22 protein-coding genes are annotated in these 25,143 nt (G+C 63.2%); 6 read left to right on the plus strand and 16 right to left on the minus strand.

All coding sequences use genetic code 11. The annotated features are described in order from the left end of the window. Positions 1-99: 99 nt before the first annotated feature. From KCX59_RS17990 to KCX59_RS18010, 5 genes are read right to left on the minus strand one after another with little or no spacing between them, the layout of a single operon-like run. On the minus strand, positions 100-1,551 hold the full coding sequence (locus tag KCX59_RS17990; RefSeq protein ID WP_179017050.1) for an aldehyde dehydrogenase (NADP(+)): 1,452 nt from the start codon (positions 1,549-1,551) through the stop codon (positions 100-102). Next, a complete protein-coding gene (locus tag KCX59_RS17995; protein WP_179017051.1) occupies positions 1,532-2,674 on the minus strand; it encodes a mandelate racemase/muconate lactonizing enzyme family protein in 1,143 nt (380 codons plus the stop codon). The genes KCX59_RS17990 and KCX59_RS17995 overlap by 20 nt, the downstream gene beginning before the upstream one ends. Continuing rightward, positions 2,674-3,579, minus strand: a complete 906-nt coding sequence (locus KCX59_RS18000) for a 5-dehydro-4-deoxyglucarate dehydratase (RefSeq protein WP_178995178.1) — start codon at positions 3,577-3,579, stop codon at positions 2,674-2,676. Before KCX59_RS18000 ends, KCX59_RS17995 begins: the two co-directional genes overlap by 1 nt. Then, positions 3,576-4,574 carry an NAD-dependent epimerase/dehydratase family protein gene (locus tag KCX59_RS18005; RefSeq protein ID WP_179017052.1) on the minus strand — a complete coding sequence of 333 codons (999 nt, stop codon included), beginning with the start codon at positions 4,572-4,574 and terminating at the stop codon, positions 3,576-3,578. The genes KCX59_RS18000 and KCX59_RS18005 overlap by 4 nt, the downstream gene beginning before the upstream one ends. 29 nt (positions 4,575-4,603) lie before the next feature. After that, positions 4,604-6,010, minus strand: a complete 1,407-nt coding sequence (locus KCX59_RS18010) for a Gfo/Idh/MocA family protein (RefSeq protein ID WP_179017053.1) — start codon at positions 6,008-6,010, stop codon at positions 4,604-4,606. 180 nt (positions 6,011-6,190) lie between these two features. On the opposite strand from KCX59_RS18010, the gene KCX59_RS18015 reads away from it, so the two are divergent. After that, complete coding sequence (locus KCX59_RS18015; protein ID WP_178995183.1) at positions 6,191-7,222, plus strand: LacI family DNA-binding transcriptional regulator; 1,032 nt, start codon at positions 6,191-6,193, stop codon at positions 7,220-7,222. A 41-nt stretch (positions 7,223-7,263) separates the two neighbouring features. On the opposite strand, the gene KCX59_RS18020 is transcribed toward KCX59_RS18015, so the two are convergent. Next, entirely contained in the window at positions 7,264-7,962 is a 699-nt protein-coding gene (locus tag KCX59_RS18020) for a FadR/GntR family transcriptional regulator (protein WP_179017054.1), read from the minus strand. 76 nt (positions 7,963-8,038) lie between these two features. Here KCX59_RS18020 and KCX59_RS18025 point away from each other — a divergent pair, with 76 nt between their 5' ends. Further along, positions 8,039-9,385 carry an alpha-hydroxy acid oxidase gene (locus KCX59_RS18025; protein ID WP_306294648.1) on the plus strand — a complete coding sequence of 449 codons (1,347 nt, stop codon included), beginning with the start codon at positions 8,039-8,041 and terminating at the stop codon, positions 9,383-9,385. 80 nt (positions 9,386-9,465) lie between these two features. Here the strand turns inward: KCX59_RS18025 and gdhA are convergent, their stop codons facing one another. The 3 genes from gdhA to KCX59_RS18040 form a co-directional block, all read right to left on the minus strand. After that, positions 9,466-10,803: an NADP-specific glutamate dehydrogenase gene (gene gdhA / locus KCX59_RS18030; protein WP_179017055.1), complete on the minus strand. Its 1,338-nt coding sequence runs from the start codon at positions 10,801-10,803 to the stop codon at positions 9,466-9,468. Positions 10,804-11,010: 207 nt separating this feature from the next. Further along, positions 11,011-11,562 (minus strand): ArsR/SmtB family transcription factor, encoded by a 552-nt coding sequence (locus KCX59_RS18035; RefSeq protein WP_178995187.1) that lies wholly within the window; start codon positions 11,560-11,562, stop codon positions 11,011-11,013. Positions 11,563-11,621: 59 nt separating this feature from the next. Then, positions 11,622-12,848: an acetoin utilization protein AcuC gene (locus KCX59_RS18040; RefSeq protein WP_179017056.1), complete on the minus strand. Its 1,227-nt coding sequence runs from the start codon at positions 12,846-12,848 to the stop codon at positions 11,622-11,624. Between the two features lie 102 nt (positions 12,849-12,950). Here KCX59_RS18040 and KCX59_RS18045 point away from each other — a divergent pair, with 102 nt between their 5' ends. Continuing rightward, complete coding sequence (locus KCX59_RS18045) at positions 12,951-14,384, plus strand: TrkH family potassium uptake protein (RefSeq protein ID WP_179017057.1); 1,434 nt, start codon at positions 12,951-12,953, stop codon at positions 14,382-14,384. 40 nt (positions 14,385-14,424) lie between these two features. Continuing rightward, positions 14,425-15,063 (plus strand): potassium channel family protein, encoded by a 639-nt coding sequence (locus KCX59_RS18050; protein WP_178995321.1) that lies wholly within the window; start codon positions 14,425-14,427, stop codon positions 15,061-15,063. Positions 15,064-15,096: 33 nt separating this feature from the next. Here KCX59_RS18050 and proC read toward each other — a convergent pair whose 3' ends face one another. From proC to KCX59_RS18085, 7 genes are all read right to left on the minus strand, one after another. Beyond that, the gene (gene proC / locus KCX59_RS18055) at positions 15,097-15,927 is read right to left on the minus strand and encodes a pyrroline-5-carboxylate reductase (protein WP_179017058.1); all 831 of its coding nucleotides are present in this window, start codon (positions 15,925-15,927) and stop codon (positions 15,097-15,099) included. A 330-nt stretch (positions 15,928-16,257) separates the two neighbouring features. Next, a complete protein-coding gene (locus tag KCX59_RS18060; protein ID WP_179017059.1) occupies positions 16,258-17,091 on the minus strand; it encodes a sugar phosphate isomerase/epimerase family protein in 834 nt (277 codons plus the stop codon). A gap of 1 nt (position 17,092) precedes the next feature. Then, positions 17,093-18,214, minus strand: coding sequence for a Ppx/GppA phosphatase family protein (locus KCX59_RS18065; RefSeq protein WP_179017060.1), 1,122 nt, complete (start codon positions 18,212-18,214; stop codon positions 17,093-17,095). Positions 18,215-18,303: 89 nt separating this feature from the next. After that, entirely contained in the window at positions 18,304-18,738 is a 435-nt protein-coding gene (locus tag KCX59_RS18070; protein ID WP_017199191.1) for an SseB family protein, read from the minus strand. Positions 18,739-18,804: 66 nt separating this feature from the next. Further along, positions 18,805-21,528 carry a type I DNA topoisomerase gene (gene topA / locus KCX59_RS18075; RefSeq protein ID WP_091470435.1) on the minus strand — a complete coding sequence of 908 codons (2,724 nt, stop codon included), beginning with the start codon at positions 21,526-21,528 and terminating at the stop codon, positions 18,805-18,807. Between the two features lie 124 nt (positions 21,529-21,652). Continuing rightward, positions 21,653-22,363, minus strand: coding sequence for an ArsR/SmtB family transcription factor (locus KCX59_RS18080; RefSeq protein WP_178995202.1), 711 nt, complete (start codon positions 22,361-22,363; stop codon positions 21,653-21,655). Further along, entirely contained in the window at positions 22,360-24,009 is a 1,650-nt protein-coding gene (locus KCX59_RS18085; RefSeq protein WP_370629171.1) for a DUF7059 domain-containing protein, read from the minus strand. Before KCX59_RS18085 ends, KCX59_RS18080 begins: the two co-directional genes overlap by 4 nt. A gap of 94 nt (positions 24,010-24,103) precedes the next feature. Here KCX59_RS18085 and KCX59_RS18090 point away from each other — a divergent pair, with 94 nt between their 5' ends. Together KCX59_RS18090 and KCX59_RS18095 are read left to right on the plus strand one after the other, a co-directional pair. After that, positions 24,104-24,547 carry a hypothetical protein gene (locus tag KCX59_RS18090; protein WP_256871360.1) on the plus strand — a complete coding sequence of 148 codons (444 nt, stop codon included), beginning with the start codon at positions 24,104-24,106 and terminating at the stop codon, positions 24,545-24,547. Between the two features lie 61 nt (positions 24,548-24,608). Beyond that, positions 24,609-25,139 carry a hypothetical protein gene (locus KCX59_RS18095; RefSeq protein ID WP_179017063.1) on the plus strand — a complete coding sequence of 177 codons (531 nt, stop codon included), beginning with the start codon at positions 24,609-24,611 and terminating at the stop codon, positions 25,137-25,139. The last annotated feature ends 4 nt before the right edge of the window (positions 25,140-25,143 follow it).

Raw genomic sequence — 25,143 nt, forward strand, 5'->3', positions numbered from 1 at the left:
CCACCACGAAAGGGGCGGACCCAACTAGGTAACAGCAAACGTCGCTATGAGGGCTCATTGCGACGTTTGCTGTTACCTAGTTGGGTGCGCTTTGGGGGGTTAGCTGAGCTTTAGCACGCCGTCCACGCGCCGGGGGATTCCCAACGGGTTGGCGTCATGCAAGGCCGGGTGCAGGACAGCCTCGGGGGCGTCCTGATAGGCCACCGGACGCTGGAAGCGGCGCACCGCAGTAGCGCCCACCGAGGTGAACAAGGACGTCGTGGCCGGGTATGGGCCACCATGCTGCTGCGCCCAATTCACGGCAACACCCGTGGGCCAGCCGTCGAAGAGGACCCTGCCGGCGAGACCGCTGAGTTGCTCCACTAGCGCGGAAACGTCCTCGCCCGGCTGTGCGTGTACGGTGCCTGTCAGGCTGCCCGGGACCTTCGCCAGGGCCGCGGACAGTTCCTCCTGGTTGGCGTACTCGATGAGCAGCGTGGTGGGGCCGAAGCACTCCTCCAACAACTCCTCGGGGCGTTCCAGGACGTTGGCTGCACTGGTGGAGAACACCACGGGTGCGGCACCGTCGGCCAGGCTGTCCTGCTGCACAGTGCCACTGACGACGGCGACACCCGGCTGGTCCGCGACGCTCCGCAGCCCATCCGGGTAGGCCTCGGCGATGCGCTCCGTGAGCATGGCAGCGGTGGGCTTGTCCTTGCTGGCCTCTGCCAGGTGCGAGGCGAAGTCCGTACCAGCCGGGATGAACACGAGCCCCGGCTTGGTGCAGAACTGGCCGGCACCCATGGTGAACGAACCGGCCAACCCCGCGGCGAGCTGCTGTCCGCGTTCCGCGAGTGCGTCCGCCGTGATGACCACGGGGTTGAGGCTGCCGAGCTCGCCATAGAACGGGATCGGCTCCGGCCTTGACGCGGCGAGATCGAACAATGCGCGTCCGCCAGGGATGGAGCCGGTGAACCCGACAGCTTTGATGGCGGGATCCTGAACCAGGGCTGTGCCTGCCTCGCGGCCGCTGACCAGGGCGAAGATCCCTTCCGGCGCTCCGGCCTTGGCCAGGGCTTCGCCGACAATCTCAGCGGTGCGCTCGGAGAGGCGGAGGTGTCCCGAGTGCGCTTTGACGATCACCGGGCAGCCCACGGCAAGCGCGGACGCGGTGTCGCCACCTGCCACGGAGAAAGCGAACGGGAAGTTCGACGCCGAGAACACGGCTACGGGGCCGATCGGACGCAGGATGCGGCGCAGGTCGGGCTTGGGCGGGGTGGAGGCAGGGTCGGCGTGGTCAATGACCGCCTCAAGGTACGAGCCCTCGGTGATCACGTTGGCGAAAAGCCTCAACTGGCCACTGGTCCTCGCTACCTCGCCCGTGAGCCGGACAGTGCCCAGGCTCGTCTCGGAATCGGCGATCGCCACCAGTTCGGTGACGTTGGCGTCCAGGGCGTCGGCGACGGCGGTCAGCCAGGCGGCGCGTTCGGCGTCGGAAGCTGCTGCGGTCACCTTTGCAGCCTCGGTGGCTGCGGCCGTGATGGCTGTCAGGTCAAGAGTTGCTGTACTCAATGCGGTTTCCTTTACTGTCAGGGACGGAGCTGTCAGGGGCGGGCAGCGGTGCCGGCTGGCCGCTGAATTCGAAGCCAAGCCCGGGACGGCCTGACGACGTAAGCCGGCTGTTGCGGATGCGTACCGGGGACGGCCCGTCCAGGATGCCTAGCTGCTCGAAGGAGGCGTCTTCCACGTCTTCCACGCTGACGGCTTCAGCCAGGGTAAGCGCCAGCTGCCCGGAGAGTTCCGGGAGCAGGTGTGGCGCCACCCTGATGCTGTTGCTTCGGGCCAGCTCAACAATCCTGCGGAACGGCGTAATGCCTCCTACGCGGACGATGTTGGGCTGGATGATGTCCACTGCTTCAGCTTCGATGAAGTCACGGAAACGGTAGATGGTGTGGACGTTCTCCCCCAGTGCGATGGGCACGGGCGACTGCTTGCGCAAACGCCGGTAGGCCCAGAGGTCGTCAGCGCGGATGGGTTCTTCCAGCCATTCCAGTCCGTACTCCCCCAAAACCTCCAGGGCACGGAACGTATGGGCCAGATCCCATCGCTGGTTGGCGTCGATCATGAGAAGCCGGTCCGGTCCGATGACCTGCCTGACAGCGGCTACACGCTCGGCGTCCTCCCGGAGTTCGGGCTTGCCCACCTTGATCTTCACGGCATTATGCCCGGCGGCCACCCATCGCCGGGCCTGCTCGACGAGCTGATCCAGCGTGTAATGGAGATTCACTCCGGAGCCGTACACTTCCACGGACTCCTGGCGTTGACCAAGAAGTCCCGTGACGGACGCGCCTGCCTGTCGCGCTTTCACATCCCAAAGTGCCAGGTCAACGCCAGCCATGGCAATGGTGGTGAGGCCACCCCCGCCGGCCTCATGCAGCCGCTTCCAGAGCTGGTCCCACACGATTTCCGGGTTGGCTTCCAAACCCAGGATGAACGGTGCGATGTCGTAATCCAAGAGGGCTTTGACCGCCTGTGGACCAATGGTGGGTGTCCACGAGAAACCGTGGCCCGTGCCGCCGTCGTCCGTGGTCAATTCGGTGACGATCACATGGTTCTCGGGCGCCTCGGCACCCCAGCTGCGCAGCAGCGGGACCGTGATCAGCCGGGTGGTGAGGCCCATAATGCGGGCCGGCATCAGCTGCCCGCCAGCTCGTGGCCCTTGGCCAGGATGGACTTGAGCTCCAGCAGTTGTTCCTCGGAGGGGTCCACCAGCGGCGGACGAACGGGGCCGACGGGAAGCCCGGCAAGGCGCAAGCCGGCCTTGATCAGGGAGACGCCAAAGCCCGGAGTCTGGTCGCGCAGGCGGACGAGCGGAGCGTAGAAACCTTCGAGCAGCGCGTGGCGGCGCTCCTCGTCACCGGACACATAGGCGTCGTAGTATGCCTTGGCAATTTCCGGAGCCATGGCGAATGCGGCCGAGGAGTACAGGGGAATGCCGAGGCCACGGTACGCGCCCTGGGTCAGTTCGGCCGTCAGCAGGCCATTGAACAAGGCGAAGTCAGTGCGGCCGCTGGCGTTGATCGCGGAGACGATTTCCTGGGCCAGGCCGACGTCGCCGATTCCGTCCTTGAAGCCAACCACCTTCGGGTTGGCGGTGAGTCTGGTGATGGCTTCTGCGGTGAACTTGGCCGTGCCACGGTGGTACACAATGACCGGCAGGCTGCTCGCGGCGGCAATGGCTTCTACGTAGGCCACAACGCCGTCGGTGGGACCGGTCACCAAGTACGGCGGGAGCACCAGGAGGGCGTCCGCGCCGGCTTCCTCGGCCACCTTAGCGGCGGCAATTGCATGACCCAAGGGTCCACCGGCACCGGAGACTACTGGCACGGCTCCCGCAACGGCCTCGACGGCGGCAGTCACCACAGTACGGACTTCCTCCAGTGAGAGCGCATGGAATTCGCCTGTGCCGCACGCGGGGAACACACCGCCCGGGCCGAACGGAAGCCGGGAGGTGATGTGCTCCTTGAGTAGCGCCACGTCCACGGTGCCGTCTTCGGCGAAGGGAGTGACGGGGAAGAACAGTACGCCGTCGAAGTTCATGGTGTCTCCTTGGTTGCTCCCGCCGGAATCAAGCCGGCGGGTATCTCGTCATTGAGTGCTGCTTGTTCGCTTGCTGCTGTGTCTTCGCCCTCGTATGGCGGCGTAAGTTCGGTGCGCCAGGTTCTCTTCGGCTCCCAGCCGAGGAGTTCCCGGGCCTTATCGATGGAGAACGCCGGGCTGGTGCCGGTCAGGTGCCCGGTCAAGGGACCGCTGCCCGGAAGGAAGCGCGGGAACAATTCCGCAAGGGGCGCTGTAGCCAAGGCATCCTTGGCGCCAACAAAGAAGACCTGGCCGTTGGGGATGGCATCCATCTTGTCCAGCAGCACGTCCAGGAAATCAGCAACATCCCGCGCGTCCACGTAGTTGAACAAGGCCGGGGCGGAAAGTGCCGGATCCTGCAGCCGTTCACGGACCGTGTGCCCCTGTTGTGTCAGCGCTCCTTCCCACTCCTCGGGGGAAATGACGTAGCACGGGCGGAATGCCGCATATCTGATCTTGTTGCCCTGAGCGGCAGCGAACATCTGCACGGTCTGCTCGGCGATCAGCTTGGACAGCGCGTATGCATTCCACGGTTTGGGCGGTGTCTGCTCGTTCAAGGGGAACGACGGCGGCAGCCAACCCGCCGGTGAACCATAGCCCAGGGCGGTGGGGCTGCTTGCCGTCACAATCCTCGTGACACCGGCGTCGGTGGCCGCGCTGACCACTGCATAGGCGAGCCGGGTGTTCGTGCTGAAAATAACGTCCTCAGGCGCACTGAAAGGCACGGCAATAGCAGCGAGGTGGATGACGGCGTCGGGCGCTGTTTCCCGAATCAGCCGCTCCGCCTCCCCGGGCGCCAAAAGGTCTGCCGCGTATTGCTCGGCTCCGGCCGGCAGTTGTTCCGCCGGGATAGCGTCCCGGTCTACAGAAATCACCTTGTGTCCCGCCTCCGCGAGTCCAGCCACAACACTGCGGCCAAGCCTGCCGGAACCGCCGGTGACGAAAATCCTGCTCATGGTCTTTTCCTTGCTGGGGTAGTGAACGGTCAGGCCTGGCCGCGGCTGAGATCGACGCCGAGGCCAAGCTCACTGATGCGGACGGGAAGGTCAGAGTCCAGGGACTTGTTTCCGGCGATGCCCACCGACACGGAACGAAGTCCGTCGATGTAGCCGGAGGGGCGGCCCAAGGGGTCAACGCCCGGGCCATTGAAGAGGTCCGAAAGGAGCAGGTTGTCGCCGCCGCCGTGACCACCTTCGCCGTTGACGATCGGAACTTCGTAGGCTGCTTCCCAGTGGCGTTGAACCACCAGGCGCTCGCCGTTCCGGCGCACTGCGTCATCTTCCTCGATGGGCGTGGCGCTTGGGTCCACTACGGTCTTCTTGTCGGTGCTGGACTCGACGGCGGCGCGTTCCACCACTTCGAGTTCGGCCCGGCCTTCGGTGCCGTTGACGGTGACGCGGTAGCCTTCCCACGGGCTGTGGGCGTTCAGGGAGTAGCTCAGCGTGGGGCCTCCCTGGTAGTCCACCACCAGGGCGAGGTTGTCCTCGATGGTGATGCCCTCGGTGAAAACGTCCTGGTCACGGAGGTAGCCGTCAAACTTTTCGTTGTCGTAATACAGGGCCTTCAGGCGCTCATCCTCGCGCATGTCCAAGCGGAACGGATCGTGCCCCAGGCCATCAACAGTGCCACGCTCCGGACGGTCTCCCAAGCCTCGCTCGGCAGCGTTCTTTTCGCCGTAGAAGCGCAGGCCACCGGAGGCAAACACCCGCTCCGGAACGTCGTTGATCCACCAGTTGACCAGGTCGAAGTGGTGCGATGCCTTGTGGATGAGCAGGCCGCCGGAGTTCTTCTTTTCGCGGTGCCAGCGGCGGAAGTAGTCAGCGCCGTGCACGGTATCCAGGACCCAGCTGAAGTCGATGGACGTGACCTTGCCGATCACGCCGTTCTGGATGACTTCCTTGAGAGCGGTGTTGCGCGGCGAGTAGCGGTAGTTGAAGGTCACCACCACGTTTTTGCCGGTCTCCGCCACGGCCTCGGTGATGCGGCGGCAGCCCTCCACATCGATGGTCAGCGGCTTTTCAACCACGACGTCGGCACCCGCCTCAAGCGCTTCAACGATGTAGTCCGCGTGGGTGTAGTCGGGCGTCGTGACGATGACGCGCTCGATGCCATTGGACTGGATGAAGCTGGTTAGCTCGCCAGGGGCGAAGGAAGCCACCGGCTCAGTCCCGCCAAGCTCCTTGATCAGGTCCTGGTAGAAGTCCACGCGACCCTGGTTGACGTCCGAGAGCGCAATAAGTTCTGCGACATCCGCGTGTTGCCCGTAGATCGCCCGGATATACATCTCCGAGCGGCCACCGGTGCCAATCAGGGCTATACGGGTCCGCTTGGGGGTCTTGGTGGTCGTTTCGGCAGATTCGGTCTTGGTTTCGGCTGAGTCGACGTTGACCATGTGGGTGCCCCTTTCAGGAAGGCAGGAGTGAACCGCTTGACGGCCCGGCTTCGTATGGGAAGAATCATGAGAAAGCGTTTTCTCAGAGCGTTATAAGCTTTGTATCAAGACTCTGGTGGTCACGTCAACCATTGCTCCAACGACGGAGCATGCGGGAGGCGACCAATGGGAAGGGGCCACATGGCACGCAGGAACACCAACAGGCGCGTCGGCATCGCCGATGTCGCAGAAAAGGCCGGCGTCTCGCACGCCACCGTTTCACGTGTCATGAACGGAAATGCCGCAGTTGATCCCGGCATTGCCGCGAGGGTCCGGGCCGCCGCAGTTGAACTGAAATACCAGCCCAATCCAGTGGGGCGCAGCCTGGCACTCGGCAAGACAGACACCATCGGAATCGTGGTTCCGGACCTGGCCAACCCCACCTTCCAGGCAATCCTTCGCGGACTCAGCATCGCAGCTGCCCAGGACGGGTACCGCGTGCTCATTGCCGATTCCTCGGAAGTTACCAGCGAGGAAGCCATCCTCGCCGGTGAGGCCCGCCGCCGCTGCGATGGCGTGGTGCTTTGCGCTCCCCGGATGAGCGATGCCGAGCTGGAGGAGTTGGCCCCCACCTTGCATCCGCTGGTGCTGATCAACCGCACCACCATCGCCACCAATACGCCAAGCCTGAGCGTGGACTACGGGCAAGGCATCCAGGAACTGGCACAGCACCTGGTGACCTTGGGGCACCGCCGCTTGGTGTTCCTCTCCGGCCCGGAGCACAGTGCATCAAATCGCCAACGCTTGGTGGGCTTGGACCAATTCCGCAAGGATCACCCGGACGTCGAGTTGCAGATGCTCCACGGCGGTTCCAACTTCGACTCGGGCCATGAGTCCACCGAGGCCATCATCGCCAGCGGTGCCACCGGCATCCTGGCCTTCAACGACCTCGTAGCCATGGGGCTGCTCAGCGGGCTGCACGAACGCGGAGTGCGCGTCCCGGAAGACATCTCAGTAACCGGATTCGATGACATCCCGTTCGCCAAATACACCACTCCCCCGCTGACCACCGCGGCTGTGCCCATCAACGAGCTCGGAAGCCTGGCTTGGCGAAGGATGCGCGAACAGATCCAGCAGGCCGGCGAAGCCACCACCCAGGCCCAGGACGAGTTCTCGCCCAGGGTGGAGATCCGCAAGAGCACCGCGGCGCCGGCCCTCAAACCCGCGAGTTGACACTTAATGCCAATGTTCGGGCCGAACATTGGCATTAAGTGTCACTTGGGCGGAGGGTTTGAGCCCACGCCGGCCTCCTTGTAGAAGCCTTGAATGTGCGCGGCAACAAGCTCAGCTGCTTTGCCGCCGTCGTTATTGTTCACAGCGGCGAGGATGGCACGGTGCTCGGCCCGAAGCCTGCTGCACGTCGCATTCCAATCGGGCAGGTTTCCGGTGAGTTCACCGGCATAGTTTTCGATTGCGCCCCGGAGCGACGCCATCATGGCACTGACCACTGAGTTGCCCGCCGCTTGGGCCAGCGCCACGTGAAAACGCGCGTCAAGGGCCAGGAATGAATCAATGTCCGGGGCGGCATCCATCTGATCCAGCAGCTCCGCGGCTTCCTCCAGCGCCGGTACGCCCACGTGAGCCCGTTCCGCAGCCCACGATTCGAGCAGCACTCGAGTCTCAACGATGTCTGCCACGGGAAGATGGCGCGTGGCTACATGCAGCCGAAGCGTAGAGCCGAGCGCAGAACCGGGCTCGGCGATCACCACAGTACCGGCGTCCTTGCCCGAACCCACGCCGGCCCGGACCACGCCCATGGCTTCGAGGATCCTGACAGCCTCGCGCACCGAGGTCCGGGAAACCTGCAGTTGCTCGGCCATGGCACGTTCCCCCGGGAGCCGTCCGCCCAGGGTGAGGTCTCCGTCAGACAACTGCTTCTCGATCCATTGAAGGACCAACTCGTGGGTACGCATAACGGAATACTAGTTGATGTGGTCCAACCACATAGATTACAGTGTGGTTAGACCACAGATTTCAAGGGAGAACCGCATGACCGACACCCTCGACCCCAAAATCACCGCCGCGCCAGCCAATGCCGGCAGCGATCACAACGTGACACGCACAGCCCAGCCGCAGTCCGCCGTCGTGCAATCATCTGCACCTCAGCCACCTGCACTGAAGCGCCGCGTGCCCAAGGTTTCCGACTTGGCCCCGCTGATGCAGTTCAAGAAGCCCGAATTCAGCAAGACCGCCCGGCTCAAGCGCGCCAGCACCATCTGGGAACTGCGCGAAATGGCTAAGCGCCGCACGCCGCAGGCACCCTTCGATTACACGGACGGCGCCGCCGAGGAAGAGATCACCCTCCGTCGGGCACGCCAGGCATTCCAAGACATCGAGTTCCGCCCGGGCATCCTGCGTGACGTTTCGAGGATCGATCTCCGCACGAACATCCTGGGCAAGGAATCACGCCTCCCGTTCGGCATCGCCCCCACGGGTTTCACGCGCATGATGCAGTCGGAGGGCGAATATGCAGGCTCGCAGGCAGCTGAAGCGGCAGGCATTCCCTACACCCTGTCCACCATGGGCACCGCGTCCATCGAGGACGTTGCCACCGCCGCCCCGAACGGCCGCAACTGGTTCCAGCTATACCTATGGACGGACCGCGACCGCTCCCTCGAACTGATCGAACGCGCCGCCAAGGCCGGCAACGACACCCTCATGGTCACCGTTGACACCGCAGTTGCCGGCGCCCGGCTCCGCGATGTCCGCAACGGCATGACCATCCCGCCGGCACTGACCATCAAGACAGTCCTGGACGCCTCTTACCGCCCGGCCTGGTGGTTCAATTTCCTCACTCACGAGCCCCTGACGTTTGCCTCACTCTCGCGCTACACCGGCACCGTGGCTGACCTCATCAACTCCATGTTCGACCCCACCCTGACCTACGAGGACCTCGACTGGCTCCGCGAAACCTGGAAGGGCAAGCTGGTGGTCAAGGGCATCCAGACCGTGGAAGACGCCCGCAAGGTAGTGGACCACGGCGCCGATGGCATCATCCTGTCCAACCACGGCGGCCGTCAACTGGACCGCGCCCCCATCCCGTTCCACCTGCTGCCGGAGGTCACGACGGCCTTGAAGGCGGACAACAGCAAGGCTGCCGTCATGCTGGACACGGGCATCATGAGCGGCGCGGACATCGTGGCAGCCCTGGCCTTGGGCGCGGACTTTGCGCTGATCGGCCGCGCGTACCTCTACGGCCTGATGGCCGGTGGACGTGAAGGCGTGGATCGGACCATCCAGATCCTGGAAAAGGACATGACCCGCACCATGGCACTGCTCGGCGTCAGCAAGGTCTCCGACCTGAACCCGGACCACGTGCGGCTGCTCCAGCGCTAAAGCACCCATGTAGGTAACAGCAACTGTCGCATTGGAGCCCCATTGCGACAGTTGCTGTTACTCAGTTGGGCTAAGGGGTATCAGATCAGGCCCTGCGCCAGCATCGCGTCGGCTACCTTGACGAAGCCACCAATGTTGGCGCCCACCACATAGTTTCCGGGCGCACCGTATTCGTCGGCAGTCGCGGCGCAGCGATCGTGGATGCCCACCATGATCTCGGTGAGGCGCTGTTCCGTGTGCTCGAAGGACCAGGAGTCGCGGCTGGCGTTCTGTTGCATTTCCAGCGCGGACGTAGCAACACCACCGGCATTGGCAGCCTTGCCCGGCCCGAACAGGATCCCGGCTTCCTGGAAGACTGACACGGCTGAACGGGTGGAGGGCATGTTGGCACCTTCAGCCACGGCGATCAGGCCGTTGCTGACCAGCTTGGCGGCAGCTTCGCCGTCGAGTTCGTTCTGCGTGGCGCAGGGCAAGGCCACGGTGCCGTTGACATCCCACACCGAACCGTCGGAAACGTGGTTCACTCCCGGCCGCCGTGCGGCGTAGTCCGTCAGGCGCCCCCGCTCCACTTCCTTGATCCGGCTCAAAAGCGCGACGTCGATCCCCGCCTCATCCACGATGTAACCGGCGGAGTCGGAACAAGCCACCACGGTGGCACCGAGGGCCTGGGCCTTGGCGATGGCGTGGATGGCGACGTTGCCCGAACCGGAGACCACAACGCGCTGTCCGTCGAAGGACTGGCCCCGGGTCTTGAGCATCTCCTGGGCGAAGATCACCGTGCCGTAACCGGTGGCCTCCGGACGTACCAGGGAGCCGCCCCACGAGATGCCCTTGCCGGTGAGGACACCGGATTCATAGCGGTTGGTGATGCGCTTGTACTGGCCGAAGAGGTAGCCGATTTCGCGGCCGCCCACGCCGATGTCACCGGCCGGGACGTCGGTGTACTCGCCAATGTGGCGGTACAGCTCAGTCATGAAGGACTGGCAGAAGCGCATGATTTCGGCGTCGGAACGTCCGCGGGGATCGAAGTCCGAGCCTCCCTTGCCGCCGCCAATGGGCATGCCGGTGAGCGCATTCTTGAAGATCTGTTCGAAGCCAAGGAACTTCACGATTCCCAGATACACCGAGGGGTGGAATCGAAGTCCGCCCTTGTACGGGCCGAGGGCGGAGTTGAACTCCACACGGAAGCCGCGGTTTACGTGGACGCGGCCGGCGTCGTCGGTCCAGGGGACACGGAAGATGATTTGCCGCTCGGGCTCGCACAGGCGTTCAAGAACAGCGCCCTCAAGGAATTCAGGATGACGATCATGGACAGGGCCAAGGCTTTCGAAGACCTCGGTGACGGCCTGGTGAAATTCCTTCTCTCCCGGGTTCCGCGCCAACACAGTGTCGCGGACTGTTTCGAGCCTTGAATCCATGCGTCTTCCTATCCTCAGTGCGCCGGCCAGCGGCGAGACGATCAGTCCCGCTCATGGTTGCACCGAGGGATATGGGATCTCCATCCGGAGGCAATGTGACCCGGGCCAAGGAGTTAACACAAGTGTAGAAAATCGTTGAAATCTCAAGGAAATGAGAGGTTAACGAAAACTCACAATGTGAGCAGGATCACGTTAAGTCGAGGCCAACTATCGCTTTCGCCCGAACTTGGGAAGGTTGGGCAGGTTCGGTAGGTTCGCCAAAAGATCAGCGGCCTTAGTGGCCGCCCGGCCGACGGTACGGCCGATCTGCTGGGGCACGGTGTCGTCCGAGGCAGGATCCAAAGTGACCGGGATCCCGCTCGCATGAACCTTCACAGCCTGGCTGACGGCGTCAGTGCGCGTGGCCGGAACCTCTGGAGAAGAGACAACAACAGCCGCAGCAGGAGGCCCGGCGGCGGGTGCCGGCTCGGAAGGTGCGACGACGGCGGGCGCCGGCGTGCCGACGTCGAACGTCTCCAGCCAGCTGGCGACGCCGGCGAGCGGCTTGGTATTCAACGCGTAGAAGCGCTTCTGGCCCTGGGCGCGCATGCTGACCAAGTCCGCCTCGCGGAGCACTTTCAAATGCTTGGAGATGGTGGGCTGGCTCGCAGCCAGTTCTTCCACCAGTTCGCCTACAGCTTTATCCCCAGAGCGGAGGGAGACCAGGATGTCGCGCCTGGTTGCCTCAGCTATGACGGCAAATACGTCGTCAGTCACCATGCCTCCCACCCTAGCGACATATACGCCGATTGGCATCCCTGTTTCGTGGCGCTACAGCGTCAGTCGAACCAGGGATCCAGGCCATACAGGGGGAAGATCTCTTTGCGCGTGGCAATAACGGTCCGGTCAACCTCGTCCGCGGGATCGTAACCGACCTCCCATGAGCGCCACCAGACGTCAACGTCGTCGCTCATGGACTCCGGGGCCCACACGCCGTACGTTTCCTTCACGTACGTCCGCCACGCTTCAGGCACGGGCGTGCTGAGCGGCACGGGACGTTGCGTCACCATCCCGATCAGGTGGCTCCAGGCACGCGGCACAACGCCAGTGACGTCGTAGCCGCCTCCCCCAGTCGCGATCCAGCGGTTATCGCAGTAGCGGGCGGCGAGGCCGGCGACGGCGGAAGCCGCCTCACGCTGACCGTCAATGCTGAGGTTGAGGTGCGTCAGGGGGTCGTCCCGGTGGGAGTCGCAGCCGTGCTGGCTGACAATGACTTCGGGCTGGAACGCGCCGACAAGCTGCGGGACCACCGCATGGAAAGCCCGCAGCCAGGCCGCGTCGCCGGTGAACGCAGGAAGCGCGACGTTAACCACGGTCCCCGGGGCGTTTGGTCCGCCGGTTTCGTTGGCAAAGCCCGTGCCGGGGAAAAGCGTGAGGCCCGATTCGTGCAGGCTGATGGTCATGACACGGGGGTCGTTCCAGAAAATACTCTGCGTACCGTCGCCATGGTGGGCGTCGACGTCGAGGCTCACCACCCGCTGCACCCCGCCGTCGAGCAGCCTTTGGATAGCCATCGCAACGTCGTTGTAAACGCAAAAGCCGCTTGCACGCTCCCTCGCGGCATGATGCATCCCGCCACTGAAGTTCACAGCACGAACGGCTTGGCCGGACAGGATGGTCTCCGCCGCCAGCAGCGAACCGCCGGCGAGTCGGGCGCTGGCCTCGTGCATCCCGGCGAACGCGGGATCGTCCTCAGTTCCCAGGCCGCGGTCCTCCTCGGGAGCCGAGGGATCGACACTGACGCGGCGCACGGCCTCCACGTATTCGCGGCTGTGCACAGTAAAAAGTTCGACGTCGGTGGCCACCGTAGGCGCTTCGACGGCCACATGCTCGTGGTCAAACAGGCCGAGGGATTCGGCCAGCCGCGCTGTAAGTTCCAGCCGCTGCGGCGCCATGGGGTGACCCGGGCCAAAGTTGTAGGCAGTCATGGCTGGATCCCACACCACCGTCGTTGGCAATGCGGACCGCGTAATGCTGGAAGCTGTTGTTCCAAGCCGTGAGTTCATCCAGAACAGGCTACCTGAGCCCGGAGTAGCCTACCGCCCGGTTACGCCGCAGGAATAGTGGTTTACTACTCAGGAAAGCTTGTTCAACCGAGGAAGAGCGCCATGTCTCAAAGCCAGTCGCGGTCCACGAGCCCGACCAACTGGCAACCCAACCAGCAGGAGCGGGAAGGTCTCTGGATCTTCACGCGCGTGCGCGACTTCGTTGACAACATTGCCAACACCTCCCCAGCCCGCTTGGCATTGACCGTCTTCGCCGTGGTGATCCTGGTTTTTACCGGATTGCTGTCCCTTCCCGCTGCTTCCACGGCCGGCACTGTCACACCCCTGCACCAGTCCATGTTCACGGCGGTTTCCGCTGTTTGCGTTACCGGATTGACAGTGGTTTCCACCGCCACGCACTGGACCTTCTTTGGTCAGCTGGTCATCCTGGTGGGCATCTTCGTTGGCGGTCTCGGCACGCTGACCCTCGCCTCGCTGTTGGCCCTCATGGTCAGCAAACGGCTGGGTGTGCGCGGCAAGCTCATCGCCCAGGAAGCCATGAACAACGCTGGCAGGCTCGGCGAGGTCGGTACGCTGCTGCGCATTGTCATCGTCACGTCCGTGGTGATTGAGGCAGCCCTGGCCATAGCCCTGATTCCCCGGTTCATGGTGCTGGGCGAACCATTCTGGCAGGCCGTCTGGCATGGTGTGTTCTACTCGATCTCCGCCTTCAACAATGCCGGATTCACGCCACATTCGGACGGCATCGTCCCCTACGAAACCGACCTTTGGATCCTCATTCCACTCATGTTGGGCGTCTTCCTCGGCAGCCTCGGTTTCCCCGTGGTGATGGTGCTGCAGCAGAACGGGCTCAACTGGAAAAAGTGGAACCTCCACACCAAGCTCACCATCCAGGTCTCCTTCATCCTGCTCGCGGCAGGCACTGTCCTGTGGGCCCTGATGGAGTGGGACAACATGCGCACCATCGGCCACATGGACATGGGCGACAAGGTGATCCATTCACTATTCGCCTCTGTCATGACCCGTTCCGGCGGCTTCAACCTGGTGGACCAAAACCATATGGAATCCACCACCATGCTCCTCACCGACGCCCTGATGTTCGCCGGTGGCGGTTCTGCGTCTACTGCGGGCGGCATCAAGGTGACCACCATCGCGGTCATGTTCCTGGCCATCATGGCTGAAGCCCGCGGCGACGCCGACGTGAAGGTTTACGGCCGCACCATTCCGCAGGGCACCATGCGGGTGGCCATCTCCGTGATCGTGGCCGGAGCCACCCTGGTGTCGGTGGCCGCCTTCCTGCTCCTGTCCATCAGCGGAGCTTCCCTGGACAGGGTGCTCTTTGAATCCATCTCCGCCTTCGCCACCGTGGGACTGAGCACAAACCTCAGTGCCGAGCTGCCGCCGTCGGGCGTTTACGTCTTGACCGCGCTGATGTTCGCCGGCCGTGTCGGCACCGTAACCCTCGCGGCCGGGTTGGCCCTGCGCCAACGCAGCCAGCTGTACCACTACCCGGAAGAGAGGCCAATCATTGGCTAGTAGCACAGGGGCAGCCAACCGCCCCGCCCACAACGCACCAGTGCTGGTGATTGGCCTTGGCCGGTTCGGTTCCGCGACGGCTGAGCAACTGGTCAAGCAAGGCCGTGAAGTCCTGGCTATCGAACGTGACCGCACCCTCGTCCAGAAGTGGGCGCCTGTGCTCACGCACGTCGTGGAAGCGGACGCCACCAACATTGATGCCCTGCGCCAGCTCGGTGCCCAGGAATTCAGCTCAGCGGTGGTGGGTGTTGGTACGTCCATCGAGTCCTCCGTGCTCATCACTGTGAACCTGGTGGATATGGGCATCCAACATCTCTGGGTCAAGGCCATCACGCCCTCGCACGGCAAGATCCTGACACGGATCGGCGCCAACCACGTGATCTATCCGGAGGCCGATGCCGGTGTCCGCGCAGCCCACCTGGTATCCGGGCGAATGCTGGACTTCATCGAGTTCGACGACGACTACGCGATCGTCAAGATGTACCCGCCCAAGGAAACAGTGGGCTTCACTTTGGAGGAATCCAAGGTCCGTTCGAAGTATGGCGTGACCATTGTCGGCGTGAAAACCCCGGGCGAGGACTTCACGTACGCCCGACCGGAAACCAAAGTGTCCGGCCACGACATGTTGATCGTGTCCGGACACGTGGACCTGCTGGAGCGCTTCGCAGCGCGACCGTAGTGGCGGCCGGACCGTAGTGGCGCGGCCGTAGGGCTAGCCGAGCTGCTTGGTGATCTCTGCTGCCCGGGCGGCTGCCGCGCGGGCGCCGTCGGCGATGATCTTGGGGATCCCGCCGTCGTCGAAGGCCGCGATGGCCCGCTCGGTGGTGCCGTTGGGGCTGGTGACGGCGATGCGGAGGGCTGAGGGGTTTGCTCCCGGTTCGGCCAACATGAAGCCGGCCCCTGCCACGGTTTCGCGGGCAAGCATCACGGACAGCTCCTCGTCCAAACCAAGCTCCACGCCGGCCGCAGCCATGGCTTCGGCGAGGTAGAACGCGTAAGCCGGGCCGGAACCGCTGATAGCGGACAGCGCATCCACCTGTTCTTCGGGAATCTGGACCACTGTGCCGGCGCCGGCCAGCGCCTTCTTCGCCTTCTCCAGCTGCTCAGGCGTGCAATGAGTACCCGGGGAGACAGATATGACACCGCGGCCCAATCTTGAGGGCGTGTTGGGCATGGTGCGGATCACCGGCTGTCCGTCCGGCAGCGCCGCTTCGAGCTGGGCGAGGGAGACTGCCGCTGCGACACTGACAACGATCGTGTCCTTCCCCAGGGCGGGGCTGATCTCCCGGGCCAGGTCCAGAATGCCTACCGGCTTGACGCCCAGAATGACCATGCTGGAGCCTTTGGTGGCCAGCCTGTTGTTGTCCGGCTCCTCCTCGCCTGCGATGGCCATGACCCCATGGCGCTGGGCCAGTTCGTCCGCCCGCTCGGCACGGCGGACGGTGGCGACGATATCGGACGGGTCCGTCCCGGCGGCAAGCAGGCCTCCCAGGATTGCCTCGTTCATGGATCCACAGCCAAGGAATGCGATTCGGTTGCTCATGGCTCCATCATTGCAGTTGGCCTTGGACGGGGTCTAACGAATTCCAGATTCCCAGCTAGCTCCCAAGGTTATTGCAGGCAGCACTCATTCTTGGTCCGTAACTTAGTAGTTACCTCATTGAGGGTGCGAGTGATGAGGCGGGCATGGGGATGTCCGCCAGCAGCACCGGTGGCCGGGCGGGTTTTCCCCCATTTCCCGATTCGGCCGCCGGTGCTTTCGCTGTTAAGGACCGTGGACCGCGCGAAGCCCCACGCTTATCCGCCTGACGCACCCTAGAAGGGTGGGTCAGGCGAACAGGGTGAGGCGCTGGTGTATAGCGCTCGACGCCGGTTAGTTGTCTACGCTGCGCAACAACGGGACGCTGAGGTGCTGCCGGGCAAAACGCAGGGTTTCTGCCAGCATTTCCTCGCGCTCCCCCGCTACCTTCGCCTTGCGGGTTGAAATCTCCGCCACTACGACGCCGTCGAAACCCGTGGCTGCCAAATGCTGCAAAGCATCGGCGCACTGCTGCGTTCCGGTGCCCGGCACCAGGTGCTCGTCCTTGCCGGAACCCGAACCGTCGGTGAGATGGACATGCCGGAGCTTGTTTCCGAGCGCTTTGATGGCTTCCAGGCTGTTGGCCCCGGCAGTGGCGGCATGGGAGAAGTCCCACGTGACGTCGTCGTAATCCTGGCCCAAAGGATCCCAGTGCGGCAGGTAGGCCACCGCTTCACGTCCGCGAACGCGCCATGGGTACATGTTCTCCACGGCTATACGCACCCGGTACCGCGCCGTGATTTCACGCACGCCTTCCACGAAGTTCTCCGCGTAATTTGACTGCCAGCGGAACGGCGGGTGGACCACCACAGTGTCGCATCCGACGTCCGCGGCCATTTGGCAGGATTTCTCAATCTTGTTCCACGCCGTACCCCAAACCTGTTGCGTCAACAGCAAGGTGGGCGCGTGGATGGAGACGATCTCCTGGTGGTACCGGTGGCTTAGCTGGATCAAGGCATCCGGGTTCTGGCTCACCGCGTTATTGGTTACCATCACCTCCACGCCTTCGTAGCCCAGGTCCTGCGCCACCGCGAAAGCGTCGTGGACGCTCAGGGGGTACACGGATGCACTGGACAGCGCCACGGGAATTTGGCGGTCATTCACTTCAGGTTCGACGTCGTTGCTCATCTCAGGAGGCCAGCCCGCCTGCCACAGGAGCTGGGATGGGTGATGGGGACGGTGTGTTTACAGGGACCGGGAATTCTCTGAACCCCGGATGGGGCTCTTCTTTATCGGGAGCCTTGGCGGCTTCCTTGGCTGCCTTTTTCTTGGATTTGTCCTTCTTGCGCTTGCCCACGTGCGGTGCCGGATCCAGAGCTTCCTCGAACACCAGCTGGTCCAGGCGTCGCAGGATCAGGCCTTCACGAAGGGCCCAGGGACAAATCTCCATCTTGGGAAATTCAAAGAGCTCAAGGGCCGCTTCAGCAACGAGGGCACCCGCCAACAACTGTCGGGCGCGCGCATCGGAGACGCCAGGAAGGTACAACCTGTCTTCCACGGTCATGGCGGAAATCCGCTGTGCCCACAGCCCCAGGTCTGCTGCGTGGAGCTCACGCTTCACGTACGGCCCTGCAGCGCTGGGAGCTGCACCGGCGATGCGCGCCAAGGAGCGGAACGTTTTGGAAGTGCCGGCCACCAGATTGGCCCGGCCCAACTCGTGGAAGTCCCGGACCACCGGTTTCAGCGTGGACCGGATGTAGCGCCGCAGTTCCTTCACGCTCTTCGCGCTGGGCGGATCATCGTGGAGCCAGTCCCGCGTCAAACGGCTGGCACCCAGGGGAACAGAGGTGGCGTACTCGGGGAGTTCATCCGTCCCATACGCCATTTCAAAGGAGCCGCCGCCGATGTCCAGGTCAAGGATGTTGCCTGCGCCCCATCCGTACCAGCGGCGTACTGCGAAGAAAGTCATGGAGGCTTCTTCGCTGCCGGTGAGTTCCTGGAGGGTCACCGTGGTCTCGTGTTTGACGCGGGCCAGGACCTCGGGTCCGTTGGTTGCCTCCCGAATGGCCGAGGTACAGAACGCCAGGAGATCCTCCGCCTTGTGGCTGGCCGCGAACTCCCAGGCTTCCAGGACGAATTCGATGAGCTCGTGCTGCCCGGCGTCGTTGATGTTGCCATCGCCGTCGAGGTACTGCACCAGAGAAAGCGGGCGCTTGTGGGAAGCGAAAGCTACCGGACGCGCGCCGGGGTGAGCGTCCACCAGCAGTAGGTGGACGGTGTTGGACCCGATGTCGAGAACGCCAAGACGCATTCTGCCATTATTCACCGATTCGAAGCCCGTGAAGCAACTTGGCGACGACGTTTCGCTGACCGGATGGTTACCGGCAGCTTGGTCGACCGCTATTCGGCGGACTCCCCGGCTTCGTCGGCACGCTTGAAGTCGCGGCGGATGTTCGCAATGCCCTCGGGGTCGATTTCGAAGCCGAATTCGCTTCCCGGGTTGATGACCATGCCGAGTTCGTCTCCGATGTTTCCCAGGATCGCCGAGCCCATGGTGCCCAGGACGTGCGGGGCTGCTTCCAGGAAGCGCTCATCCACGCGGCTCGGGTGGCTAAAGACGGCCAGGACGGGCTGGCCGTCGGCGTTGGAGAGCACCAAAGGCTCCACGGAGGAGTCGGGGCCGTCCACGGCTTCCGAGCTGACGAGGTAGACCTCGTTGTTCAGGAAAGCGAGGATGACGTCCACCGGGTTCGCGTCCGGTTGTTCGGCCGAGGCGAGCTTCGCCTCGAGGTCGTTCAAGGGTTCGTTGTCCGGTGACACCGTCTGTTCAGTCATGGTTCTACTCGACCACGATGCCGGCCGGGACGCAATTCGCGAATGCTGCCCCGGCCGTCATGGTGACTACTTTTTGGCTGTGGCCTTCTTGGCCGGTGCCTTGCGGGTAGTGGTTCGCTTGACCGGTCCCTTGGCACGTTTTTCCGCCAAAAGCTCGACGGCGCGTTCCCGGGTCAGCTCCTCAAGGGAGGTTGTGCGCGGGACGGTGATGTTGGTAACGCCGTCAGTGATGTAAGGGCCGAAGCGGCCTTCCTTCACCACGATGTTCTTCTCGGAGACGGGGTCCGGACCGAACTCGGCCAGCGGCGGTACGGAGGCACGGGCACCACGTTGCTTGGGCTGCGAGTAGATCTCCAGAGCCTGTTCCAGGGTGATCGTGAAGATTTCCTCTTCCGAACCGATGGAGCGGGAGTCAGTGCCCTTCTTCAGGTACGGTCCGAACCGGCCGTTTTGTACCGTGATGGGGTTGCCATCCGCGTCCTCACCGAGGACCCGGGGCAGGCTCATGAGCGCGAGGGCTTCATCCAAGGTGACCGTATCCACGGTCATGGACTTGAACAGAGAACCGGTGCGCGGCTTGGCCTTCACAGGCTTCTTGGGAGGCTTGGGCTTGCCGTTCTTGTAGTACTCCACCGGCTGGTTGGCCAACTGTTCCTCGGTCATCTCAGGGATGATCTCGGTGACGTAAGCGCCGTACCGGCCATTCTTGGCAACGATGGTGTGGCCCGTGTGCGGGTCGGTTCCCAGGACCCGTTCCTCGGGCGCTGCGGTCTCCATGAGCTCTTTGGCTTTGTCTGCCGTGAGTTCGTCCGGAGCGAGTTCCTCGGGGACGTTGGCCCGTGCGGACTCAACCACTTCGCCGGTTTTCGCATCCAAGGTGGGGATGGAGCTTTCCAGGTACGGGCCGAATTTGCCCACCCGCAGCGTGATGCCGTCGGCGATGGGCACGGAATTGATCTCCCGGGCATCGATTTCGCCGAGGTTGTTCACGATGCTCAGCAGGCCGGGGTCTGCGTCTTCACCGTAGTAGAAGTGCTTGAGCCAGGCAGCACCCACGGCTTGGCCGTTGGCGATCTTGTCGAGGTCGCCTTCCATGTCTGCCGTGAACTCGTAGTCCACGTAATCAGTGAAGTGCTGTTCCAGCAAGCGGATCACGGAGAATGCGATCCAGCTGGGAACCAGGGCAGAACCCTGCTTACGAACGTAGCCACGGTCTTGGATGGTGGAGATCGTGGACGCGTAGGTGGACGGGCGGCCAATGCCCCGCTTTTCCAGCTCAGCGGTCAGCGATGCTTCCGTGTAACGCGGCGGCGGTGACGTTTCGTGCCCGACAGCAACGATGTCCGAAGCCGTGAGGGAATCATCCTTGGCAACGTTCGGCAGGCGACGGGCTTCATCGGATTCTTCATCACCGCGGCTCTCGTCCTTGCCCTCTTCATAGGCTGCGAGGAAACCGGGGAAGGTAATGACCGTACCGGAAGCGGAGAATTCGGCGTCGCGACCGTCAGCAGCCACTGCACCGAGGCGGATGGTGGCCGTGGAACCCTTGGCGTCAGCCATCTGGGAGGCGACCGTGCGCTTCCAGATGAGCTCGTAGAGGCGGAACTCATCACCGCTCAGCTGCTTGGCAACCTGCGCGGGAGTGCGGAAGGAGTCTCCCGCGGGACGGATGGCCTCGTGAGCTTCCTGGGCGTTGGCAGCCTTATTGGCGTAGACACGGGGGCTCTGGGGCACGTACTCGGGACCATAAAGCTCCGAAGCCTGACGGCGGGCAGCTGTGAGTGCTTCATCGCTCAAAGCTGATGAGTCCGTACGCATATAGGTGATGTAGCCGTTTTCATACAGGCGCTGGGCAACCTGCATGGTGCTCTTCGACGAGAAGCGGAGCTTACGGCCGGCTTCCTGCTGCAGCGTGGAGGTGGTGAACGGTGCTGCAGGGCGGCGGGTATACGGCTTGGTGTCTACAGAGCGGACCCGGAAATCAGCGTTCTCCAGACCGGAGGCCAAGGACGTGGCGAGTTCCTCATTGAGGTGCACGACGTTTGAGGAGGTGAGCTGCCCGTTGTCGTTGAAGTCCCGGCCACTGGCTACCTTGGAACCATCCACGGCGGCAAGCTTGGCCTTGAAAGAACCCGAATCTGAACCGAACTGGCCCGTGAGGTCCCAGTAGGACGCGGCCCGGAAGGCCATGCGTTCACGTTCCCGGTCAACCACCATGCGGGTCACCACGGACTGGACACGGCCAGCAGACAGTCCGCGGGCAACCTTGCGCCACAACACGGGGGAAATCTCGTAGCCATAGAGGCGGTCAAGAATACGACGTGTTTCCTGGGCATCCACCAAAGCGGTATCGACATCCCGGAGGTTGTCCATGGCGCGGTGGATGGCTTCCTTGGTGATTTCACCGAACGTCATGCGGTAGACGGGGACCTTGGGCTTCAGGACCTCCAGGAGGTGCCACGCGATGGCTTCGCCTTCGCGGTCCCCATCAGTTGCGAGGTAGAGGGCGTCAGCGTCTTTCAGCTGGGCCTTGAGCTCGGCGACCTTCTTCTTCTTGTCCGGAGAAACAACGTAGTACGGCTTGAAGTCGTTTTCGATGTCGACAGCGAACTTGCCCAACGAGGTCTTCTTCAGCTCGGCAGGGAGGTCCGACGGCTGCGGGAGGTCCCGGATATGGCCGATTGAAGCCTCGACGATGAAGCCCTCGCCAAGATACTTGGCGATGGTCTTGCTCTTGGCGGGAGACTCCACGATCACGAGTTTCTTGCCGGTTTTTGCCTTGCTGGGCACGGTGCTCCTACAGAAAAAATGTGTAATTGGGCTGGTGCCCATATTGGCCTAGTTCACCATAGTTTGCAGAATCCTGCGTTTTGGTGCGGAACCAGGGCGGACAGTCAAAGACCCGTCGGGGCTCTTACTGACCGGGTGCTACCCGGTCATCCGGGATCATTGACCACAAGGTTGCCACACGTTCAGCACCTTCCGGTATCCGGTTGGGATCCTCGAGTTCGTACTCCCGCAGAACAGCGCGGATTCTGTCCAAAAGTTCCCTGCGCTGTGGGTTGGTCAAGTACAGCAGGTTGCTGGAAAGGACTACTGCTGCCGGCTCTTCCCCTGTTTCCCCCCGTTGCCGGCGTTCCCCGCGAGCCCTGGCGAAGGCTGAAGCCCGGCGTCGGAAGGCATCAAGCTCCAGGTCAACCACGGCAATCTCAGGGCTGGCAACACTGCCTCCCGAGATGGTGAAGTCCGTTCCGGCCGCCTTCCAGCGACGTTCGCGGGCATCACCGGCGTTTTCCGCAGGTGCCACGATCCCCCATTTCTGGAGGGCCCGGAGGTGGTAGCTCATTGCACTGGGCGTCAGCCCTGTCCTGGCAGCGAGTTCCGTGGCTGTGTGACTGACCTGTGTGGCGTAGAGCTCAGAGATAACCTCAATCCGGGCGGCGTGCGCCAATGCACGGATAGCCTTGGGATCAGTGATCTCAACCGTCTTTTCGGCACGCTTCCGCCGCGGAATATCGCCTGACGCTTGGGATGATTCGTTGTTCGCACTCACTTCATCAGTGTAGTCAGGGTCACTTCCTGGAGGCCCGGTGTTTGATGAGCGCGGCGCCGCACCCCGGATCATGCGTCGACCTGCGCCGGGTCCGGAAGGAGGAACCCGTCCAAAACCAGGTTGGTGACCTCGCGGAAAAGCCCTTCGCGGAAGGTCTCTTCGTCGAAGTCCTCTCCCCCGCCCAGGAGCGATACCAAAGCCGAGACGATCTGCCGGACCGACAATTGGCCGTCGCAGGCGGAAACGAACCCGGCCAGTTCAGTGCTGAGCAGATTGGTCCGGCGAAGTCCCGCCCCTTGCCTCAGGAGGATGACTCCGGGATGAACGGCTCCGGGTCGCTGGTGCCGTTCCTCGGTGACGTCCTCGGCAACCACCAAGTGCGCCTCCGGGACCGAATGTGAGGCCACCCAATCAGCCCGTTCCACGGCAGCACCCAGATGCGGCCCGATCGGCTGCTCTATTGGATATGTGATTTCCTCGAAGCGGCTGATGGTGACCTCGAGGGGTGTGTCCGGGCGGCGCAGCCAAATCATGCCGAAGCCAATACCTTGGACGTTCCTGGAAGCAAAGTCGTCCAGATAGGCGGCGTACGCTTCCTGGTATTGCTGGCCCTCGCGGTTCTGCGATGCGTCCTGGAGCCAGGTCTCCGCGTACTGCTCGGGACCCACCTGCTCCCGTTGGATGAACCAGACGTCCAGACCGGAGTCCTGGAGCCATGCCTTGGGCCGGTCCTTCCAGTCCGTACCGGAAGTAACCTCCCAATTGCCGAGCATTTGCGCTGTTCCGCCGGGCTCGAGGACCTCGGCCAAGGACTGTACCAAGGACGCAACGATATCGTCGCCGGGAAGCCCGCCATCGCGGTACGTGAACTGGTCCGACGACGATTCGCCGCCCGTTCGCGGAGTGATGACGAACGGTGGGTTCGATACCACCAAGCCGAACTGCTCCCCCTCTACCGGATCCAGGAGCGATCCGAGCCGCAGGCTCACCCGACGCTCCAGGTTGTCCGGGTCCAGCTCCAGTTCTGCGGCGTTCAGCAGAAGGTTGAAGCGGGTGAACGCGAGTGCCCTCTCCGAGATGTCCGTGGCCGTGACGTGCTCGCAGTGATGGAGCAGGTGGAAGGTCTGGATACCGCAGCCGGTGCCCACGTCCAGCGCTCGTTTGCTGTGTTTCCTGAATGTGGTCTGGACCAGCGTTGTGGAGGCACGCCCGATTCCCAGGACGTGGTCGTGCCTCAGGACTCCGGGCTGCTGGTGGGCAGCAAGGTCGCTGGCAACCCAGAGTTCTGCACCGCCACTGCCATCCGTGTTGGCGTCCCAGCCGTAGGGGCGCAGGTCCGCCTTGGCATGAGCCATTCCTGAATCTACGGTGATCAGACCCAGTTCCTCAAGGCCTTTCGCACGGATACCGGGGAGGGCGGAATCGATGTCCTCGACGGACTGCGGAACGGCCAGCAGCCAGAGACGAACAATTACAGCCTGTGATCTGAGGGCCGGGTCCTTGGAGTCCATGAGTCTCTCACTGGCAAGGAGCGCGGGAATGAGCTGGTCCCTGCCGAGCGCTTCTGAGGCGGTTGTTCCCAGGAGTTCAGCCACGCCGTCCACTGTGTAGTTGAGGGCACGAAGGTCTGCGGCGAGCGCCGAAAGCAGTTCGGGGCGGTCACTGCGGGGAGCATCGTCAATATTGCCGGCAGTAAAGGTGGAAGCTGTGTCAGTCACCTTGCAAGTGTAGGGGCGACGCACCCTGCCTTTGGATCGTGAACCTGCGCTATGTGGACAAAGGCCGCCGCTGGAACCCGGTAGCGTTGGATTCATGCTCACCTTCTCTTCCACAAGGCGCCATGCTGGCCTTGTTGCCATCACCGCTGCGGCCTTGCTGGGGGTCTGCGGCTGCCAGGCGCCGGCCAACATCGAAGATGCCGACGTTACTGCTTGGAGGGAAAAGATCCTGCCTGCGGCGAGCGGTGTGGTGTTGGAGGACTCCGGCAAGATCCTCAACCGGGACCCGTTGGTCAAGGAGTCCCCCAACGTTCCGGGCGGGAGCTACACGCTCACCATGGCATGCGATGGGGGCGGCAAGGCGTACTTCGCTGTTTCCTCTAGCGGCACCAAGATCGCGGACGCGGCCGCGGCATGCAATGGCAGCCTTGATGTGGTGAAGATCAAGGTGCCTGGCACTGGCCCCCTCAGCATCTCGACGAGCAGTGTTGATGCTCCGCTGATCTTCGCCTACCACGTGGTTCCTGCGGCCGCCTAGGGCCGGCGCACCTGCTCCGATAGGCCTTTGGCCAGTGGCTTTACGGGCGTAAAGTCAGTGCATGGGCAGCAAGGCAGCTCGCTCGGTGATGCCACAGCGGCTGGCGAGGGCCGCCGTCGTCATCCTTGTTGTGCTGGGCGGCAGCCTGACGGCCTGCGAATACAACTATGACGAGGGCGGACGGCCGGATGCAAGCCCTACCTCCCCAGCCGGCAATGTAGTTCTTCCGCCCGATCCGGCCTTGGAGGAAACCGTCACCGGTGAGGCGCTCGAAGAGTGGGCAAAGTTGGCCCTGCCTGAGTCCCAAGGGCAGTCGTTCTACTCAAGCAGTGGCTACCTCAATGCCGGCGAGTCCAAGTCTGAGCAAACAGTTCAACTGCCTGGAGGGACGTACGCGGTGACGCTGGCCTGCCGTGGCACTCGCAGGGTGACTTTCTCCGTCAAGGTGAGCGAAGTGGAACTGGTGAACCTGACGCTGGGATGCGCCAATGCACGCGTGAGCGTGGTCCAACTGGAAAAGGACGCCATACTGTCCATCACGGTGGGGACCAGATCCGATGCCAACTTCACCTATCGGGTGAGCCGGCTCTGATTCA

Origin of the sequence: Paenarthrobacter nitroguajacolicus (assembly GCF_051027655.1) — a bacterium.
Classification (GTDB): domain Bacteria; phylum Actinomycetota; class Actinomycetes; order Actinomycetales; family Micrococcaceae; genus Arthrobacter; species Arthrobacter nitroguajacolicus.

Excerpts from the sequence above, each read along its gene's own strand:
- KCX59_RS18070 (WP_017199191.1), bottom strand. The coding sequence starts at position 18,738 with ATGACTGAACAGACGGTGTCACCGGACAACGAACCCTTGAACGACCTC.
- KCX59_RS18080 (WP_178995202.1), bottom strand. The coding sequence starts at position 22,363 with ATGATCCGGGGTGCGGCGCCGCGCTCATCAAACACCGGGCCTCCAGGA.
- KCX59_RS18065 (WP_179017060.1), bottom strand. The coding sequence starts at position 18,214 with ATGCGTCTTGGCGTTCTCGACATCGGGTCCAACACCGTCCACCTACTG.
- KCX59_RS18035 (WP_178995187.1), bottom strand. The coding sequence starts at position 11,562 with ATGGTGACTGACGACGTATTTGCCGTCATAGCTGAGGCAACCAGGCGC.
- proC (WP_179017058.1), bottom strand. The coding sequence starts at position 15,927 with ATGAGCAACCGAATCGCATTCCTTGGCTGTGGATCCATGAACGAGGCA.
- KCX59_RS18040 (WP_179017056.1), bottom strand. The coding sequence starts at position 12,848 with ATGAACTCACGGCTTGGAACAACAGCTTCCAGCATTACGCGGTCCGCA.
- KCX59_RS18060 (WP_179017059.1), bottom strand. The coding sequence starts at position 17,091 with ATGAGCAACGACGTCGAACCTGAAGTGAATGACCGCCAAATTCCCGTG.
- KCX59_RS18045 (WP_179017057.1), top strand. The coding sequence starts at position 12,951 with ATGTCTCAAAGCCAGTCGCGGTCCACGAGCCCGACCAACTGGCAACCC.
- KCX59_RS18025 (WP_306294648.1), top strand. The coding sequence starts at position 8,039 with ATGACCGACACCCTCGACCCCAAAATCACCGCCGCGCCAGCCAATGCC.
- KCX59_RS18000 (WP_178995178.1), bottom strand. The coding sequence starts at position 3,579 with ATGAACTTCGACGGCGTACTGTTCTTCCCCGTCACTCCCTTCGCCGAA.
- KCX59_RS18015 (WP_178995183.1), top strand. The coding sequence starts at position 6,191 with ATGGCACGCAGGAACACCAACAGGCGCGTCGGCATCGCCGATGTCGCA.
- KCX59_RS18095 (WP_179017063.1), top strand. The coding sequence starts at position 24,609 with ATGGGCAGCAAGGCAGCTCGCTCGGTGATGCCACAGCGGCTGGCGAGG.
- KCX59_RS17995 (WP_179017051.1), bottom strand. The coding sequence starts at position 2,674 with ATGCCGGCCCGCATTATGGGCCTCACCACCCGGCTGATCACGGTCCCG.
- KCX59_RS18010 (WP_179017053.1), bottom strand. The coding sequence starts at position 6,010 with ATGGTCAACGTCGACTCAGCCGAAACCAAGACCGAATCTGCCGAAACG.
- KCX59_RS18020 (WP_179017054.1), bottom strand. The coding sequence starts at position 7,962 with ATGCGTACCCACGAGTTGGTCCTTCAATGGATCGAGAAGCAGTTGTCT.
- KCX59_RS18090 (WP_256871360.1), top strand. The coding sequence starts at position 24,104 with ATGCTCACCTTCTCTTCCACAAGGCGCCATGCTGGCCTTGTTGCCATC.
- KCX59_RS18005 (WP_179017052.1), bottom strand. The coding sequence starts at position 4,574 with ATGAGCAGGATTTTCGTCACCGGCGGTTCCGGCAGGCTTGGCCGCAGT.
- gdhA (WP_179017055.1), bottom strand. The coding sequence starts at position 10,803 with ATGGATTCAAGGCTCGAAACAGTCCGCGACACTGTGTTGGCGCGGAAC.